This is a genomic window from Streptomyces sp. NPDC001514 (genome assembly GCF_053597075.1).
In genome coordinates this window covers 423,288-436,791 of the sequence record NZ_JBSFHO010000001.1, presented here as the reverse complement: position 1 = coordinate 436,791, position 13,504 = coordinate 423,288, and the positions used below count along the sequence as shown (strand labels likewise).

Here is a 13,504-nt window from a genome sequence, read left to right as displayed (position 1 = left end):
TGAGGATTGTGCGTCCCTGCCGGGTTGTGGGCCGATCAGACCCGAGGCAGGGACTCTGCGGCGATTCCGCCCTCGATGGCCAGGATCCGGTGCAGCCGGGTGGCCACCAGAAGGCGCTGCATCTGCGGTGGCACGCCGCGCAGGACGAGCCGTCGGCCGCAGCGGCCCGCCCGCCGGTGGGCGCCCATGATGACACCGAGTCCGGTGGCGTCCCAGGAGTCCAGGTCGGTCAGGTCGAGCACCAGGTCGCCGACTCCGTCGTCGACGGCCGAGTGCAGGACGGTGCGGGCGTCCGCCGCGCTGCGTACGTCGAGGCGGCCCCCGACGACCAGCTCGGCGTGGTCGCCCCTGATGTGCATATGTGCTCCCCGAGAGTGCTTTTCTCCGTCAGGTCTGTCTGCTGTCTACTGCCTGTGTTCGCTGTCTGCTGTTCTGCTGTCGGCTGTCTGCCGTTGCCCTGCCGTGCTCTGTGCTCGCGCGGTCTCTTTGTGCAACAACTGACTGCCGTACGGGCGGAGAAGTTGCCGCCTGTAAGCGAACCGATACCGAATTCACCCTGAGGGGTGAAAGTGCGCAGGCCCGTACGGTCGTGACGGGTTCCGCGCCGCGATCAGTGCTTGTAGAAGCCCTGCCCGCTCTTGCGCCCGATGTCACCGGCGTCAACCATCCGGCGCATCAGCTCCGGCGGCGCGAACTTCTCGTCCTGCGACTCGGTGTAGATGTTGCTGGTGGCGTGCAGCAGGATGTCGACGCCGGTCAGGTCGGCCGTGGCCAGCGGGCCCATGGCGTGGCCGAAGCCGAGCTTGCAGGCGATGTCGATGTCCTCTGCGGTCGCGACGCCCGATTCGTACAGCTTCGCGGCCTCGACGACGAGCGCCGAGATAAGGCGGGTGGTGACGAAGCCGGCGACGTCGCGGTTGACGACGATGCAGGTCTTACCGACGGACTCGGCGAACTCACGGGTGGTGGCGAGGGTTTCGTCGCTGGTCTTGTAGCCGCGGACGAGCTCGCAGAGCTGCATCATCGGGACGGGCGAGAAGAAGTGGGCGCCGACGACGCGCTCCGGACGCTCCGTCACGGCCGCGATCTTCGTGATCGGGATGGCGGAGGTGTTGGAGGCGAGCACCGCCTCGTCCCGTACGAGCTTGTCGAGTGCCCGGAAGATCTCGTGCTTGACCTCGAGCTTCTCGAACACGGCCTCGACGACGATGTCCGCGTCGGCGACCGCGTCCAGGTCGGTGGTCGTGGTGATGCGCGCCAACGCCGCGTCGGCGTCGGCGGCGTCGAGCTTGCCCTTGGCGACGAACTTGTCGTACGACGCCTTGATTCCGTCGGTGCCGCGCGTCAGGGCCGCGTCGGTGACGTCACGCAGGACGACGTCCCAGCCCGCCTGGGCGGAGACCTGCGCGATACCGGACCCCATGAGTCCGGCTCCGATGACGGCGAGCTTCCCGGCCACTGCTGCACCCCTTAACACACGTTTACATGTCGGATCTCTGCCGGAGGTTAGCGTCCGTGAGCGGCCGTGTGGCGATGAAGAGATGCGCGTCACGTCTCAGATGACGGACATCACACCGGTACGGGTCGTCAGGTGCGCCGTACCGCATAAACGAGGACCCGTTCGCTGAGCAGATCCTCCAAGTCGTCGATGAGCACGAGCACCTCGCGGGAGACCTCGATGGGCCGGCGACCGGCCATCATCTCCCGGCCGATGGTGCCCATGACGGTCTCGTACACCCAGTTGATCTGTCCGGCCATCAGGGACGGCATCACGTCGTCAGGCGCGGCGCCGGTCTCCTCGCGCAGGGCCTGCGCCAGCTTGTCGACGATCTCCCGCTGGAAGGTCAGGACACGGGACTGGAGGGAGGGGGCGTTGTGGATGACGCGGAGGAAGCGCTCGTACCCGTCCATCAGTCCGACCGACGGTGAGACGGCCTCCACCTCGGTACGGAGTTCGCGCAGCACGGCGGCGGCCGCGGATTCGCCCGTGTCCCGCGCGCGGACCCAGCGTGCGAGCCGGTCGACGAGGGCGGTCTCGCGGTCGAAGTAGAGGTCCTCCTTGGCAGGGAAGTAGTTGTAGACGGTGTTCACGGACACGTCCGCGGCTTCCGCGATCTCCGCGATCGTCACCGCGTCGAAGCCGCGCTCCATGAACAGGCCTGTGGCCACATCCGAGATGTGCTGCCTGGTCTGGCGCTTCTTCCGCTCCCTGAGTCCCTCAGCCATGCGCTCATCGTAGCCCTTGCTGGGCTTCCTTAATCTTTGGAGTCATTGCAAATTTTCAGCGACTCTGTTTTTCTAGGAGGCATGGCAGTCATCACGACCTCCGGCCTGGCCCGGACGTTCACCACGAAGAGCGGACCCGTCGACGCGGTCCGCGGCATCGACCTCACCGCCGAGCGGGGCGAGATCCTCGGCTTCCTCGGGCCGAACGGCGCGGGCAAGACCACGACCCTGCGCATGCTCACGACGCTGCTGCCGCCGACGGGCGGCACCGCTACCGTCGCGGGCCGCGATCTCACGACCGACCCGGCGGGCGTACGCGAGAAGATCGGGTACGTCGCCCAGTCCGGCGGCGTCGACCCGACCATCACCGTGCGCGAAGAGCTCGTGACCCAGGCGCGGCTCTACCGCTTCACCAAGGCCGACTCGGTCGCCCGGGCCGAGGAGCTGGCCCGCGACCTGGACCTCACCGGTCTCCTCGACCGCCCGTGCGCGGGGCTCTCCGGCGGCCGGCGGCGCCGGCTCGACATCGCGATGGCGCTCACCCACCGGCCCGAGGTCCTCTTCCTCGACGAGCCGACCACCGGCCTCGACCCGGGCGGCCGCGCCGACCTCTGGCAGTTGGTGCGGCGGCTGCGCGACGACTACGGCACCACCGTCTTCCTCACCACGCACTACCTCGACGAGGCGGACGAGCTGTCCGACCGGCTCGTCGTCGTCGACAAGGGCACCGTCGTCGCCACGGGCACCCCTGCCGCGCTGAAGGAGCGGTACGCGGGGTCGGCGGACGCCTCACTTCAGGACGCCTTCCTCGCCATCACCGGACGCGGTCCCGCGCCGGTGGACACCACCCCCGTCGCCGTCTAGGAGTGCCCTGTGCTGATGCACGACACCGCGCTGGTCTTCGGCCGGTACGCCCGCCAGACCCTGCGCTCCCGGTTCCAGATGCTCTTCGGCGTGCTCATGCCGCTGCTGTATCTGCTCTTCTTCGGGCCGCTGCTGACCGATCTGCCGCTCGGCGCGCAGGGCGACTCCTGGCAGGTGCTGGTGCCGGGACTGCTCCTGCAACTGGGCTTGTTCGGCGCGTCGTTCGCCGGGTTCACCGTCATCGTCGAGAAGCAGACGGGCGTCGTCGAACGGATGCGGGTCACCCCGGTCAGCCGGCCGGCGCTGCTGCTGGGACGGGTGCTGCGGGATGCCGCGGTCCTCGTCCTCCAGTCGGTCCTGCTGGTGCTGGCCGCGACCGTGCTGGGACTGCGGGCGCCGCTCGGCGGCATCCTCATCGGTTTCGCCTTCGTGGCCCTGCTGACGATCGGGCTCGCGTCGCTCTCGTACGCGATGGCGATGAAGGTCTCCGAGCCGCACGAGTTCGGGCCGGTCATCAACGCGGTGACCATGCCGTCGATGCTGCTGTCCGGGCTGATGCTGCCGATGGCGCTGGCGCCGGTCTGGCTGGATGTCCTCTCGCACTTCATGCCGTACCGCTACCTGGTGGACGCGGTACGGGCCGGGTACGTCGGCGACTACGGCGGTACGGCCATGCTGTACGGCGTCCTGGCCGCCTTCGGCTTCGCGGCGCTCGGCGTCACCGCGGGGACACGGGTCTTCCGGAAGGCCGGCGCGTAATCGAGCGGGCGCATAACTAGGCTGGCCACATGGTCAATCTGACGCGCATCTACACGCGCACCGGCGACAAGGGCACGACGGCACTCGGCGACATGAGCCGCACGGCCAAGACCGATCTGCGCATCTCGGCGTACGCCGACGCCAACGAGGCCAACGCGGTCATCGGCACGGCCATCGCGCTCGGGCAGCTGCCGGAGGAGGTCGTGAAGGTCCTCGTCCGGGTCCAGAACGACCTCTTCGACGTCGGCGCGGATCTCTCGACGCCGGTCGTGGCGGACCCGAAGTACCCGCCGCTGCGGGTGGAGCAGTCGTATATCGACAAGCTGGAGGCGGACTGCGACCGCTTCCTGGAGGACCTGGAGAAGCTCCGCTCCTTCATCCTGCCCGGCGGCACCCCCGGCGCGGCGCTGCTGCACCAGGCGTGCACGGTGGTGCGGCGGGCTGAGCGCTCGACGTGGGCGGCGCTGGAGGTCCACGGCGAGACGATGAACGTGCTCACGGCGACGTACCTCAACCGGCTATCGGACCTGCTGTTCATTCTGGCCCGAACGGCCAACAAGGCGGTCGGGGACGTCCTCTGGGTGCCGGGTGGGGAGCGCTGACGGTTCCGGGGAGCCCTTCTTGGGCCAGATCGCGTAGCTGAGCGCGATCAGGCCGTGGATGCCCGCCGCCCGCCACGCGCCGTACATCCACATCGTCAGCGGGCCGGTCCTGGACGGGTCGTCCACGTACCGGATCGCGATCTGGAGCAGCACGGTGGCGACGGCGGCGGCCACGGCCGTGCCGAGCCACACCCGGCCCTCGTGCCGGGCGCGGGCCATGCCGTGGCGGGGCGGCTTGAGCGGCGGCGGGCCGCCGCCGATGCGGTGCGCGGCATGGCCGTCGAGCCACTTGATGGTGCGGTGGCCGTGGCCGACGGTGTAGCCGATGTAGAGCGCGGCCAGACCGTGCTTCCAGCTCGGCTCGCCGCCGTTCTTGAGGTCGAGGGCCGTGACGACCAGCAGCACGACCTCCAGCAGCGGCTCGCAGAGCAGCAGCGCGAGGCCGGCCCGCGGCATTTTGAGCAGATAGCGCACGGCCAGCCCGGCGGCCAGCAGCACCCAGAAGCCGACCTCACAGATCACGATCAGCGCGACGATCACGGCAGCGCTCCCTTCGTTCCCTCCAGGCTCCCGGGCCCGCCGCCGTGGATCGTCGTCATCAGTGACGAACCATGACTGCATCGTTCGATGTAGTGCCGTATCGGCCGGTACGAGGAGGTCGCGGTCCACCGCACCGTGTTGGATGGGGGCGTGAGACTTCCCCGCCCCCACCGCGACGATGTCCTCATCGCGGTCGCCGGCCTGCTCGGCGGCGTGCTGCTGTGGGCGCTCGGTCTGCACACCACCCCGTATCCCTTTCTGGGCCGCTGGGCGGTGCTCATGCCGCTCACCGTCATGGCGGCCATGGAGGCGCTGCGCCGTACCCGGCCCCAGTTCGCCCTGGTCGTGGGCACGATGGCCATCGTGGCTGACCAGTTCACCGCCGGCAGCCTGGTGACCATCGTGATGTTCACGGACCTGGTCTACGCGGCCGTGGTGTACGGCCCCCCGGCCTCGGCCCGGCGCATTCCGTGGACCACGGGGATCGTCACGGTCGCGGCGACGATCGGGTTCCTGGCCTGGTTCCGCAAGCCGGAAGCCCTGACGATCGGGCTGGTGGTCGGTCTGGTCGGCTTCGCCCCGGCCGCCACCGGGGCGATCGTCCGCAACCACCGCGACGCCGCCGACGCGGCCCGGCTGCGCGCCGAACAGACCGCGCTGCTCGCCGAGATGGACCGCAGGCAGGCGGTCATCGCCGAGCGTGCCCGGATGGCGCGCGAGCTGCACGACATGGTCGCCAACCATCTGTCGGCGATCGCCATCCACTCCACGGCCGCGCTCTCCCTCGACGAGCCGGCGACCACCCGGCAAGCGCTCACGGTCATCCGCGAGAACAGCGTGGCGGGCCTGTCCGAGATGCGCCGGCTGATCGGCCTGCTCCGCGACAGCGACGACGACGGGGAGCCGGCCACCGCGCCCACCCTCGCCGCCGTGGACGCGCTGGTCGCCAAGGCTCGTACCAACGGCGAGGCGAGCGGGCTCGGCTTCTCTCTGGACGACGCCCGGGAGCAGGGCGCGGCGCTGCCCGCGCCGGTCGAGCTCGCGGCGTACCGGATCGTGCAGGAGTCGCTGACGAACGCGCTGAAGCATGCGGATCCCGGCGATGTCGCGGTGCGCCTCGCAGGCGCGGCGGGGAAGGCGCTGACGGTGACGGTGTGCAGCCCGTTCGGCAGCCGGCCGGGGCCGCGGGCCCCGGGTTCCGGCGCCGGTCTCGTGGGTATGCGCGAGCGGGTGGCGCTGCTGGGCGGGACGTTCGAGGCGGGTCCGGTGGAGGGGCCGCCCGGCGGACCGGCGAAGGTGTGGCAGGTGCGGGCGGTACTGCCCATGGAGAACGACAAGGAGCCGTCGGCATGAGCAGGGTCATCCGCGTGCTGGTCGCGGAGGACCAGAGCGCCGTACGGGCGGGGCTGGTCCTCATCCTGGGCAGCGCCCCCGACATCGAGGTGGTCGGCGAGGCCCGGGACGGCGAGGAGGCGGTGCGCCTGGCCCGGGAGTTGCGGCCGGATCTGGTGCTGATGGATGTGCAGATGCCCCGGCTCGACGGGGTGTCGGCGACGCGGCAAGTGGTCGACGAGGGCCTCGCCGACGTTCTCGTACTGACGACGTTCGATCTCGACGAGTACGTCTTCGGGGCGCTGCGTGCCGGGGCCGCGGGCTTTCTGCTGAAGAACACGGACGCGAAGGATCTGATCGAGGCCGTGAGGACGGTGGCGCGCGGCGAGGGGCTGATCGCCCCGGCCGTGACGAGGCGGTTGATCGCGGAGTTCGCGGCGCCCACCCCCGTTCGCTCCCCGGACGCGCCGGACCTTGCGGTGATCGACGCGCTGACGCGGCGTGAGCGTGAGGTGCTGGCCTGCCTGGGGCAGGGGCTGTCGAACGCCGAGATCGCCGTGCGGCTGGAGATGGCGGAGGCGACGGCAAAGACGCATGTGAGCCGGCTGCTGGGGAAGCTCGATCTGCGGAGCAGGGTCCAAGCGGCCGTGCTGGCACAGGAGTTGGGGATCTGAGCGGCCTCGGCACGCACCCGCGTTCGACTATGGTCTGGACCTATTGACGATTGGTCCAGACCTTCCTACTCTCACCGCACGGCATACCGCGGTGACTCCGCGGAGTGCTGTGCACGGACCGACCCCCGATTTGGCCGTCCGCAACTCGAGGAGCACCCCTTGAGCACGAGCACCCCCCGCAACAGAAGCAGATTCAGATCCAGAGCGACGGCGGGACTCACCGCCCTGCTGCTCCCCCTCGCCGCGATGGTCGGCCTGGCGACTCCCGCCGAGGCAGCCACCTCCGCCACCGCCACGTACACCAAGGTCCAGGACTGGGGAACCGGATTCGAGGGCAAGTGGACGGTGAAGAACACCGGCACCACCTCGATCTCCTCCTGGACCGTCGAGTGGGACTTCCCCTCCGGCACGTCCGTCACCTCCGCCTGGGACGCCGACGTCACCAGTTCGGGCACCCACTGGACCGCCAGGAACAAGTCGTACAACGGCACCCTCGCCCCCGGCGCCTCGGTGTCGTTCGGCTTCAACGGCGCGGGACCCGGCTCCCCGTCCAACTGCAAGATCAACGGCGGTTCCTGCGACGGCGGCAGCATCCCCGGCGACAACCCGCCGTCCGCTCCCGGCACCCCGTCCGCGAGCAACATCACCGACACCTCGGTGACGCTGAGCTGGACCGCGGCCACCGACGACAACGGCATCAAGAACTACGACGTCCTCCGCGACGGTACGAAGATCGCGACGGTCACCGGCCTCACGTACACCAACACGGGGCTGACCGCCGGTACGGACTACTCGTACACCGTCCAGGCCCGTGACACGGCCGACCAGACGGGCCCCGTCAGCGGCGCCCGCGCCGTCCGCACCACCGGCGGCGGCGGTGGCGGAGGCGGCGGCAAGGTCAAGCTGGGTTACTTCACCGAGTGGGGCGTCTACGGACGCAACTACCACGTGAAGAACCTGGTGACCTCCGGTTCCGCGTCGAAGATCACCCACATCAACTACGCATTCGGCAACGTCCAGAACGGCCAGTGCACCATCGGTGACGCCTATGCCGACTACGACAAGGCCTACACCGCCGACCAGTCCGTCGACGGCGTCGCCGACACCTGGGACCAGCCGCTGCGCGGCAACTTCAACCAGCTGCGCAAGCTGAAGAAGGCGTATCCGAACATCAAGGTGCTCTGGTCCTTCGGCGGCTGGACCTGGTCCGGCGGCTTCCCCCAGGCCGCGGCCAACCCCACGGCCTTCGCCCAGTCCTGCTACAACCTGGTCGAGGACCCGCGCTGGGCCGATGTCTTCGACGGCATCGACCTGGACTGGGAGTACCCCAACGCCTGCGGTCTGTCCTGCGACAGCAGCGGCCCGGCCGCGTTCAAGAACATGATGCAGGCCATGCGTGCCAGGTTCGGTTCGAACAACCTGGTCACGGCCGCCATCACGGCCGACGCCAGCAGCGGCGGCAAGATCGAGAAGACCGACTATGCGGGCGCCGCGCAGTACGCCGACTGGTACAACGTGATGACGTACGACTTCTTCGGCGCCTTCGACGCGGACGGTCCGACCGCCCCGCACTCGCCGCTCACCTCGTACACCGGCATCCCGCAGCAGGGCTTCACCTCCGCGGACGCGATCGCCAAGCTCAAGGCCCAGGGTGTCCCCGCCGGAAAGCTGCTCCTCGGCATCGGCTTCTACGGCCGCGGCTGGACGGGCGTGACCCAGTCGGCACCCGGTGGCACGGCGACCGGACCGGCGCCCGGCACGTACGAGCAGGGGATCGAGGACTACAAGGTCCTCAAGAACTCCTGCCCGGCGAACGGCACGGTCGCGGGTACGGCGTACGCGTACTGCGGCTCGAACTGGTGGAGCTACGACACCCCGTCGACGATCAACGGAAAGATGAGCTGGGCGAAGAACCAGAGCCTGGGAGGCGCGTTCTTCTGGGAGTTCTCCGGTGACACGGCGAACGGTGAACTGGTCAGCGCCATCAACAGCGGCCTCGGATAGCGGTTACGGGTCTCCTCAGACCCGTACGTCCGAGTGCTGCACCACCTGGACGCGGTCGTCGTCCCCCACGACGGCGACCGCCGCCCGGTAGTCATCACCTGCGTCAAGGTCCTCGAGCCGCACCGGAAGGTGCGGCTCGAGGCGCTCCCGCCACTCGATCAGCTGCGCGGGCGCGGCGGGCCCGGTCACCGTCAGTGTCGCGGGGTCGACCATCAGTCCTTCGCCGGTGGCCTTGAGCACGGCTTCCTTACGGGCCCAGTAACGGGTGAAGGCGGCGCCCCGCTCAGCCGCCGGCAGCCGCTCCAGCTCGGCCCGCTCAGGCGCGGAGAGCACATCGAGCGGCAGGTCCGCCTGCCTGGCGATCTCCTCGATGTCGACGCCGACCGGCCCTGCCGTCGTCAGCGCGACCATCACCCGGCGGCCCGAGTGCGACAGCGAGAGCTCCAGCGGGGTACCCGGCAGAGTCGGCTTGCCGTGCGGCCTGCCCTGCGGCTCGGTGCAGTGCTTGCAGACGAGTACGAAGGTCACGTCGCGCGGATCGACGGCCAGCTGCGCGGCAACGACCCGGCGGGCCAGGGCATGGGCTGTCAGATACAGCGCCCGGTGCTCCTCGCGGCGGAACTGCGCACAGCGCTCACGCTCGCCGTCGTCCAGCAGGTCGAGCAACTCGGGCACCCAATGGGCCTCGGCGGACCACACATGGCACTCCCCCGGCCCGACGAGGGCGATGCCGACTGTGCCGTCACCGGCCACTCGGCTCACACCACGCTGACCCTCCCCCGGAACTTCGTCCGGGGGCACCCCCATCCAACGAGCCCCCTCATTTTCAGGCGACATTGACTCGTTGTCCGGGAGGCGCTGCCTCCAGCCAGGCGAGAAAGCCGGTGAGCGCGTCCTCGCTCATGGCCAGTTCCAGGCGGGTGCCACGGTGGAGACAGCCGAGGACGACCGAGTCGGAGAGCAGAGCCAGCTCCTCCTCGCCCTCGGGCAACCGCCGGGCGACCACCTCGATCGCGGCGCGCTCCAGCAGGCGGCGGGGGCGGGGCGCGTACGAGAAGACACGGAACCACTCGATCCGGTCACCGCTGTAGCGGGCGACCCCGTACACCCAGCCCTTACCGGAGTGGTCCCTCTCCTCCGGTACGTTCCAGCGCAGGCTGCAGTCGAAGGTGCCCCCCGAGCGCTGGATCAGCCTGCGTCGCAAGCCGAAGACGAAGAGCCCGATCACCACCAGTGCGACGACCAAGCCGCTCACGAGCAGAGCGAGGAACATCTCCACCGACCTCCTCGCTTCGTCCCGTAGCGGAATACAACCTGCACCTGCACCTGCATTGCCTCAGCCGCGACCCGGTCTGGAGAAGTCCAGCCCGAGCCGCGGCTGAGGGTGATCCATCGGCGCGGTGCGCGCTCAGCGCACCGCCAGCGCACGCAGCCGGACGTCGGCGCGCCGCTCGGCGGCGGCGTCGGACTCCGACTTTGCGCGCTCCAGCGCGCGCTCGGCGCGCTGCTGGTCGATCTCGTCCGCCAGCTCGGCGATCTCCGCCAGCAGCGAGAGCTTGTCGTCGGAGAACGAGATGAAGCCGCCGTGCACAGCGGCAACGACCGTTCCCTCGCTCGTACGGATGGTCACCGGGCCCGACTCCAGCACACCGAGCAGCGGCTGGTGACCGGGCATGACGCCGATGTCGCCGGACGTGGTGCGCGCGACGACCAGGGTGGCCTCGCCGGACCAGACCTGGCGGTCGGCAGCGACCAGCTCGACGTGCAGCTCAGCAGCCAAGGGTGGCTCCTCGGGTCACCACCCGGCGGTCATGCCGGGTGTTGGGTCATAAGTCTAGTAGGGGTCCGCGCGCCGAAACGCACGGGCCCGCCCCGGGTCTTTCGGCCGGGGGTCCGGGGGTTGCCCCCCGGAAGATGCGGTGTAGGGGTCCGCGCGCCGAAACGCACGGGCCTGCCCCGGGTCTTTCGGCCGGGGGTCCGGGGGTTGCCCCCCGGAAGATGCGGCGTAGGGGTCCGCGCGCCGAAACGCACGGGCCCGCCCCGGGTCTTTCGGCCGGGGGTCCGGGGGTTGCCCCCCGGGAGGCGTGGAGAAGGGGGCGGGACGGAACCCGCCCCCTTCCACGAGTCACGGGACTCAGGAGACGCCGAGCTCCTTGGCGTTGGCCTTGAGGTCCTCGAGGCCACCGCACATGAAGAACGCCTGCTCGGGGAAGTGGTCGTACTCACCGTCGCAGATCGCGTTGAACGCGGCGATCGACTCGTCGAGCGGCACGTCCGAACCGTCCACACCGGTGAACTGCTTCGCCGCGTGGGTGTTCTGGGACAGGAACCGCTCGACACGACGGGCGCGGTGGACAACGAGCTTGTCCTCCTCGCCCAGCTCGTCGATACCGAGAATCGCGATGATGTCCTGGAGGTCCTTGTACTTCTGCAGGATTCCCTTGACGCGCGTGGCGGCGTCGTAGTGCTCCTGCGTGATGTAACGCGGGTCCAGGATCCGGGACGTGGAGTCCAGCGGGTCCACGGCCGGGTAGATGCCCTTCTCGGAGATCGGACGGGAGAGAACCGTCGTCGCGTCGAGGTGGGCGAAGGTGGTGGCCGGGGCCGGGTCGGTCAGGTCGTCCGCGGGGACGTAGATCGCCTGCATCGAGGTGATCGAGTGACCGCGGGTCGAGGTGATGCGCTCCTGCAGGATGCCCATCTCGTCCGCGAGGTTCGGCTGGTAACCCACCGCGGAGGGCATACGGCCCAGCAGCGTGGAGACCTCGGAACCGGCCTGCGTGAAGCGGAAGATGTTGTCGATGAAGAACAGCACGTCCTGCTTCTGCACATCGCGGAAGTACTCCGCCATGGTCAGACCGGCCAGGGCCACGCGCAGACGCGTGCCCGGGGGCTCGTCCATCTGGCCGAAGACCAGCGCGGTCTTGTCCAGAACGCCGGACTCTTCCATTTCGGCGATGAGGTCGTTGCCCTCACGCGTGCGCTCACCGACGCCGGCGAACACGGAAACACCCTCGTGCAGCTTCGCCACACGCATGATCATTTCCTGGATGAGGACGGTCTTGCCGACACCGGCGCCACCGAACAGACCGATCTTTCCACCCTTGACGTACGGGGTGAGAAGGTCGACGACCTTCAGGCCGGTCTCGAACATCTCGGTCTTGGACTCGAGCTGGTCGAACGCCGGGGCCTTGCGGTGGATGGACCAGCGCTCGCTGACCTCCGACTCGGCCTCGGGCTCGTTCAGGATCTGGCCCAGCGTGTTGAACACGCGGCCCTTGGTGACGTCACCGACCGGCACCGTGATGCCCGCGCCGGTGTCCGTCACGACCGCCTGGCGGACCAGGCCGTCGGTGGGCTGCATGGAAATGGTGCGCACGACACCCTCGCCGAGGTGCTGGGCGACCTCGAGCGTCAGGGTCTTCCTGGCGCCTTCCTCGGCCGGGTCGGCAACCTCGACGTGCAGCGCGTTGTAGATCTCCGGCATCGCGTCGACGGGGAACTCCACGTCGACGACCGGGCCGATGACCCGGGCGACGCGGCCCGTGGCGGCGGCCGTCTCAACAGTGGTCGTCATTACTTGTCACTCCCCGCGGTCGCGTCGGCCAGGGCGCTCGCGCCACCGACGATCTCGCTGATTTCCTGGGTGATTTCGGCCTGGCGGGCCGCGTTGGCAAGTCGGGAGAGCGTGTTGATCAGCTCACCCGCGTTGTCGGTCGCCGACTTCATCGCGCGGCGCGTGGCGGCGTGCTTGGAAGCAGCCGACTGCAGCAGCGCGTTGTAGATACGGCTCTCGACGTAGCGCGGCAGCAGGGCGTCGAGGACGTCCTCCGCCGACGGCTCGAAGTCGTACAGCGGACGCAGCGTGTCCGTGGCGCCCGCCTCCTTCGCCACCTCGTCGAGGCTGAGGGGCAGCAGCCGGGCCTCGACCGCCGTCTGCGTCATCATCGAGACGAACTCGGTGTAGACGATGTGGAGTTCGTCCACGCCGCCTTCGGCCGTGTCCCGCTCGATCGCCTCGATGAGCGGAGCCGCGATCTTCTTGGCGTCCCCGTACTCCGGCTGGTCCGTGAAGCCGGTCCACGAGTCGGCCAGCTTGCGCTCACGGAAGGTGTAGTGCGCGATGCCGCGGCGGCCGACGACGTACACGTCGACCTGGCGGCCCTCGCCCTCCAGCTTCGCCGTCAGCTGTTCCGCCGCCTTGATGGCGTTGGAGTTGAAGGCGCCGGCCAGACCGCGGTCGCTCGTGAGGAGCAGGATCGCGGCACGGGTCGGGTTCTCCGCCTCGGTGGTCAGCGGGTGCTTGTCATTGCCACCCGTGGCCACCGCCGTGACCGCGCGCGTGAGCTCGGTCGCGTACGGAGTGGACGCCTGCACCTTGCGCTGCGCCTTGACGACACGCGAGGCGGCGATCATCTCCATCGCCTTGGTGATCTTCTTCGTCGCGGTGACGGATTTGATGCGACGCTTGTAGACCCGGAGCTGCGCTCCCATGAGTCAGGT

Annotated in this window: 15 protein-coding genes; 6 read left to right on the top strand and 9 right to left on the bottom strand. The window is 69.3% G+C overall.

The window, feature by feature from the left end; all coding sequences use genetic code 11:
• Positions 1-35 precede the first annotated feature (35 nt).
• The 3 genes from ACWCXB_RS01920 to ACWCXB_RS01910 form a co-directional block, all read right to left on the bottom strand.
• The gene (locus ACWCXB_RS01920; RefSeq protein ID WP_041984301.1) at positions 36-359 is read right to left on the bottom strand and encodes an STAS domain-containing protein; all 324 of its coding nucleotides are present in this window, start codon (positions 357-359) and stop codon (positions 36-38) included.
• A gap of 251 nt (positions 360-610) precedes the next feature.
• Complete coding sequence (locus tag ACWCXB_RS01915; protein ID WP_450717922.1) at positions 611-1,459, bottom strand: 3-hydroxyacyl-CoA dehydrogenase family protein; 849 nt, start codon at positions 1,457-1,459, stop codon at positions 611-613.
• Positions 1,460-1,587: 128 nt separating this feature from the next.
• A complete protein-coding gene (locus tag ACWCXB_RS01910; RefSeq protein ID WP_450717920.1) occupies positions 1,588-2,226 on the bottom strand; it encodes a TetR/AcrR family transcriptional regulator in 639 nt (212 codons plus the stop codon).
• An 81-nt stretch (positions 2,227-2,307) separates the two neighbouring features.
• On the opposite strand from ACWCXB_RS01910, the gene ACWCXB_RS01905 reads away from it, so the two are divergent.
• Genes ACWCXB_RS01905 through ACWCXB_RS01895 form a run of 3 tightly spaced genes read left to right on the top strand, consistent with a single transcriptional unit; the run spans position 2,308 to position 4,451 of the window.
• The gene (locus ACWCXB_RS01905; RefSeq protein ID WP_450717918.1) at positions 2,308-3,090 is read left to right on the top strand and encodes an ABC transporter ATP-binding protein; all 783 of its coding nucleotides are present in this window, start codon (positions 2,308-2,310) and stop codon (positions 3,088-3,090) included.
• 9 nt (positions 3,091-3,099) lie between these two features.
• Entirely contained in the window at positions 3,100-3,849 is a 750-nt protein-coding gene (locus ACWCXB_RS01900) for an ABC transporter permease (protein WP_450717916.1), read from the top strand.
• Positions 3,850-3,878: 29 nt separating this feature from the next.
• Positions 3,879-4,451 carry a cob(I)yrinic acid a,c-diamide adenosyltransferase gene (locus ACWCXB_RS01895; protein ID WP_450717914.1) on the top strand — a complete coding sequence of 191 codons (573 nt, stop codon included), beginning with the start codon at positions 3,879-3,881 and terminating at the stop codon, positions 4,449-4,451.
• Here the strand turns inward: ACWCXB_RS01895 and ACWCXB_RS01890 are convergent.
• Positions 4,368-4,991 (bottom strand): hypothetical protein, encoded by a 624-nt coding sequence (locus ACWCXB_RS01890; protein WP_450717912.1) that lies wholly within the window; start codon positions 4,989-4,991, stop codon positions 4,368-4,370. The two genes, ACWCXB_RS01895 and ACWCXB_RS01890, sit on opposite strands and share 84 nt — an antisense overlap.
• Positions 4,992-5,141: 150 nt before the next feature.
• Between ACWCXB_RS01890 and ACWCXB_RS01885 the strand changes: the two genes are divergently transcribed.
• The 3 genes from ACWCXB_RS01885 (at position 5,142) to ACWCXB_RS01875 (ending at position 9,001) form a co-directional block, all read left to right on the top strand.
• Positions 5,142-6,344 carry a sensor histidine kinase gene (locus ACWCXB_RS01885; protein WP_450717910.1) on the top strand — a complete coding sequence of 401 codons (1,203 nt, stop codon included), beginning with the start codon at positions 5,142-5,144 and terminating at the stop codon, positions 6,342-6,344.
• Entirely contained in the window at positions 6,341-6,997 is a 657-nt protein-coding gene (locus ACWCXB_RS01880; protein ID WP_450717908.1) for a response regulator, read from the top strand. The genes ACWCXB_RS01885 and ACWCXB_RS01880 overlap by 4 nt, the downstream gene beginning before the upstream one ends.
• Before the next feature lie 159 nt (positions 6,998-7,156).
• Positions 7,157-9,001 (top strand): glycosyl hydrolase family 18 protein, encoded by a 1,845-nt coding sequence (locus tag ACWCXB_RS01875; RefSeq protein WP_450717906.1) that lies wholly within the window; start codon positions 7,157-7,159, stop codon positions 8,999-9,001.
• A 15-nt stretch (positions 9,002-9,016) separates the two neighbouring features.
• Here ACWCXB_RS01875 and ACWCXB_RS01870 read toward each other — a convergent pair whose 3' ends face one another.
• From ACWCXB_RS01870 to ACWCXB_RS01850, 5 genes are all read right to left on the bottom strand, one after another.
• Positions 9,017-9,763: a 4'-phosphopantetheinyl transferase family protein gene (locus ACWCXB_RS01870; protein WP_450717904.1), complete on the bottom strand. Its 747-nt coding sequence runs from the start codon at positions 9,761-9,763 to the stop codon at positions 9,017-9,019.
• A gap of 64 nt (positions 9,764-9,827) precedes the next feature.
• Entirely contained in the window at positions 9,828-10,274 is a 447-nt protein-coding gene (locus ACWCXB_RS01865; protein WP_450717902.1) for a DUF2550 domain-containing protein, read from the bottom strand.
• A gap of 135 nt (positions 10,275-10,409) precedes the next feature.
• Positions 10,410-10,781 (bottom strand): F0F1 ATP synthase subunit epsilon, encoded by a 372-nt coding sequence (locus ACWCXB_RS01860; protein WP_450717900.1) that lies wholly within the window; start codon positions 10,779-10,781, stop codon positions 10,410-10,412.
• A 354-nt stretch (positions 10,782-11,135) separates the two neighbouring features.
• Positions 11,136-12,578: a F0F1 ATP synthase subunit beta gene (atpD, locus tag ACWCXB_RS01855; RefSeq protein WP_450717898.1), complete on the bottom strand. Its 1,443-nt coding sequence runs from the start codon at positions 12,576-12,578 to the stop codon at positions 11,136-11,138.
• Positions 12,578-13,495 carry a F0F1 ATP synthase subunit gamma gene (locus tag ACWCXB_RS01850; protein ID WP_450717896.1) on the bottom strand — a complete coding sequence of 306 codons (918 nt, stop codon included), beginning with the start codon at positions 13,493-13,495 and terminating at the stop codon, positions 12,578-12,580. The genes atpD and ACWCXB_RS01850 overlap by 1 nt, the downstream gene beginning before the upstream one ends.
• Positions 13,496-13,504: the final 9 nt, after the last annotated feature.

Excerpts from the sequence above, each read along its gene's own strand:
- ACWCXB_RS01920 (WP_041984301.1), bottom strand. The coding sequence starts at position 359 with ATGCACATCAGGGGCGACCACGCCGAGCTGGTCGTCGGGGGCCGCCTC.
- ACWCXB_RS01910 (WP_450717920.1), bottom strand. The coding sequence starts at position 2,226 with ATGGCTGAGGGACTCAGGGAGCGGAAGAAGCGCCAGACCAGGCAGCAC.
- ACWCXB_RS01905 (WP_450717918.1), top strand. The coding sequence starts at position 2,308 with ATGGCAGTCATCACGACCTCCGGCCTGGCCCGGACGTTCACCACGAAG.
- ACWCXB_RS01895 (WP_450717914.1), top strand. The coding sequence starts at position 3,879 with ATGGTCAATCTGACGCGCATCTACACGCGCACCGGCGACAAGGGCACG.
- ACWCXB_RS01880 (WP_450717908.1), top strand. The coding sequence starts at position 6,341 with ATGAGCAGGGTCATCCGCGTGCTGGTCGCGGAGGACCAGAGCGCCGTA.
- ACWCXB_RS01865 (WP_450717902.1), bottom strand. The coding sequence starts at position 10,274 with ATGTTCCTCGCTCTGCTCGTGAGCGGCTTGGTCGTCGCACTGGTGGTG.
- atpD (WP_450717898.1), bottom strand. The coding sequence starts at position 12,578 with ATGACGACCACTGTTGAGACGGCCGCCGCCACGGGCCGCGTCGCCCGG.
- ACWCXB_RS01850 (WP_450717896.1), bottom strand. The coding sequence starts at position 13,495 with ATGGGAGCGCAGCTCCGGGTCTACAAGCGTCGCATCAAATCCGTCACC.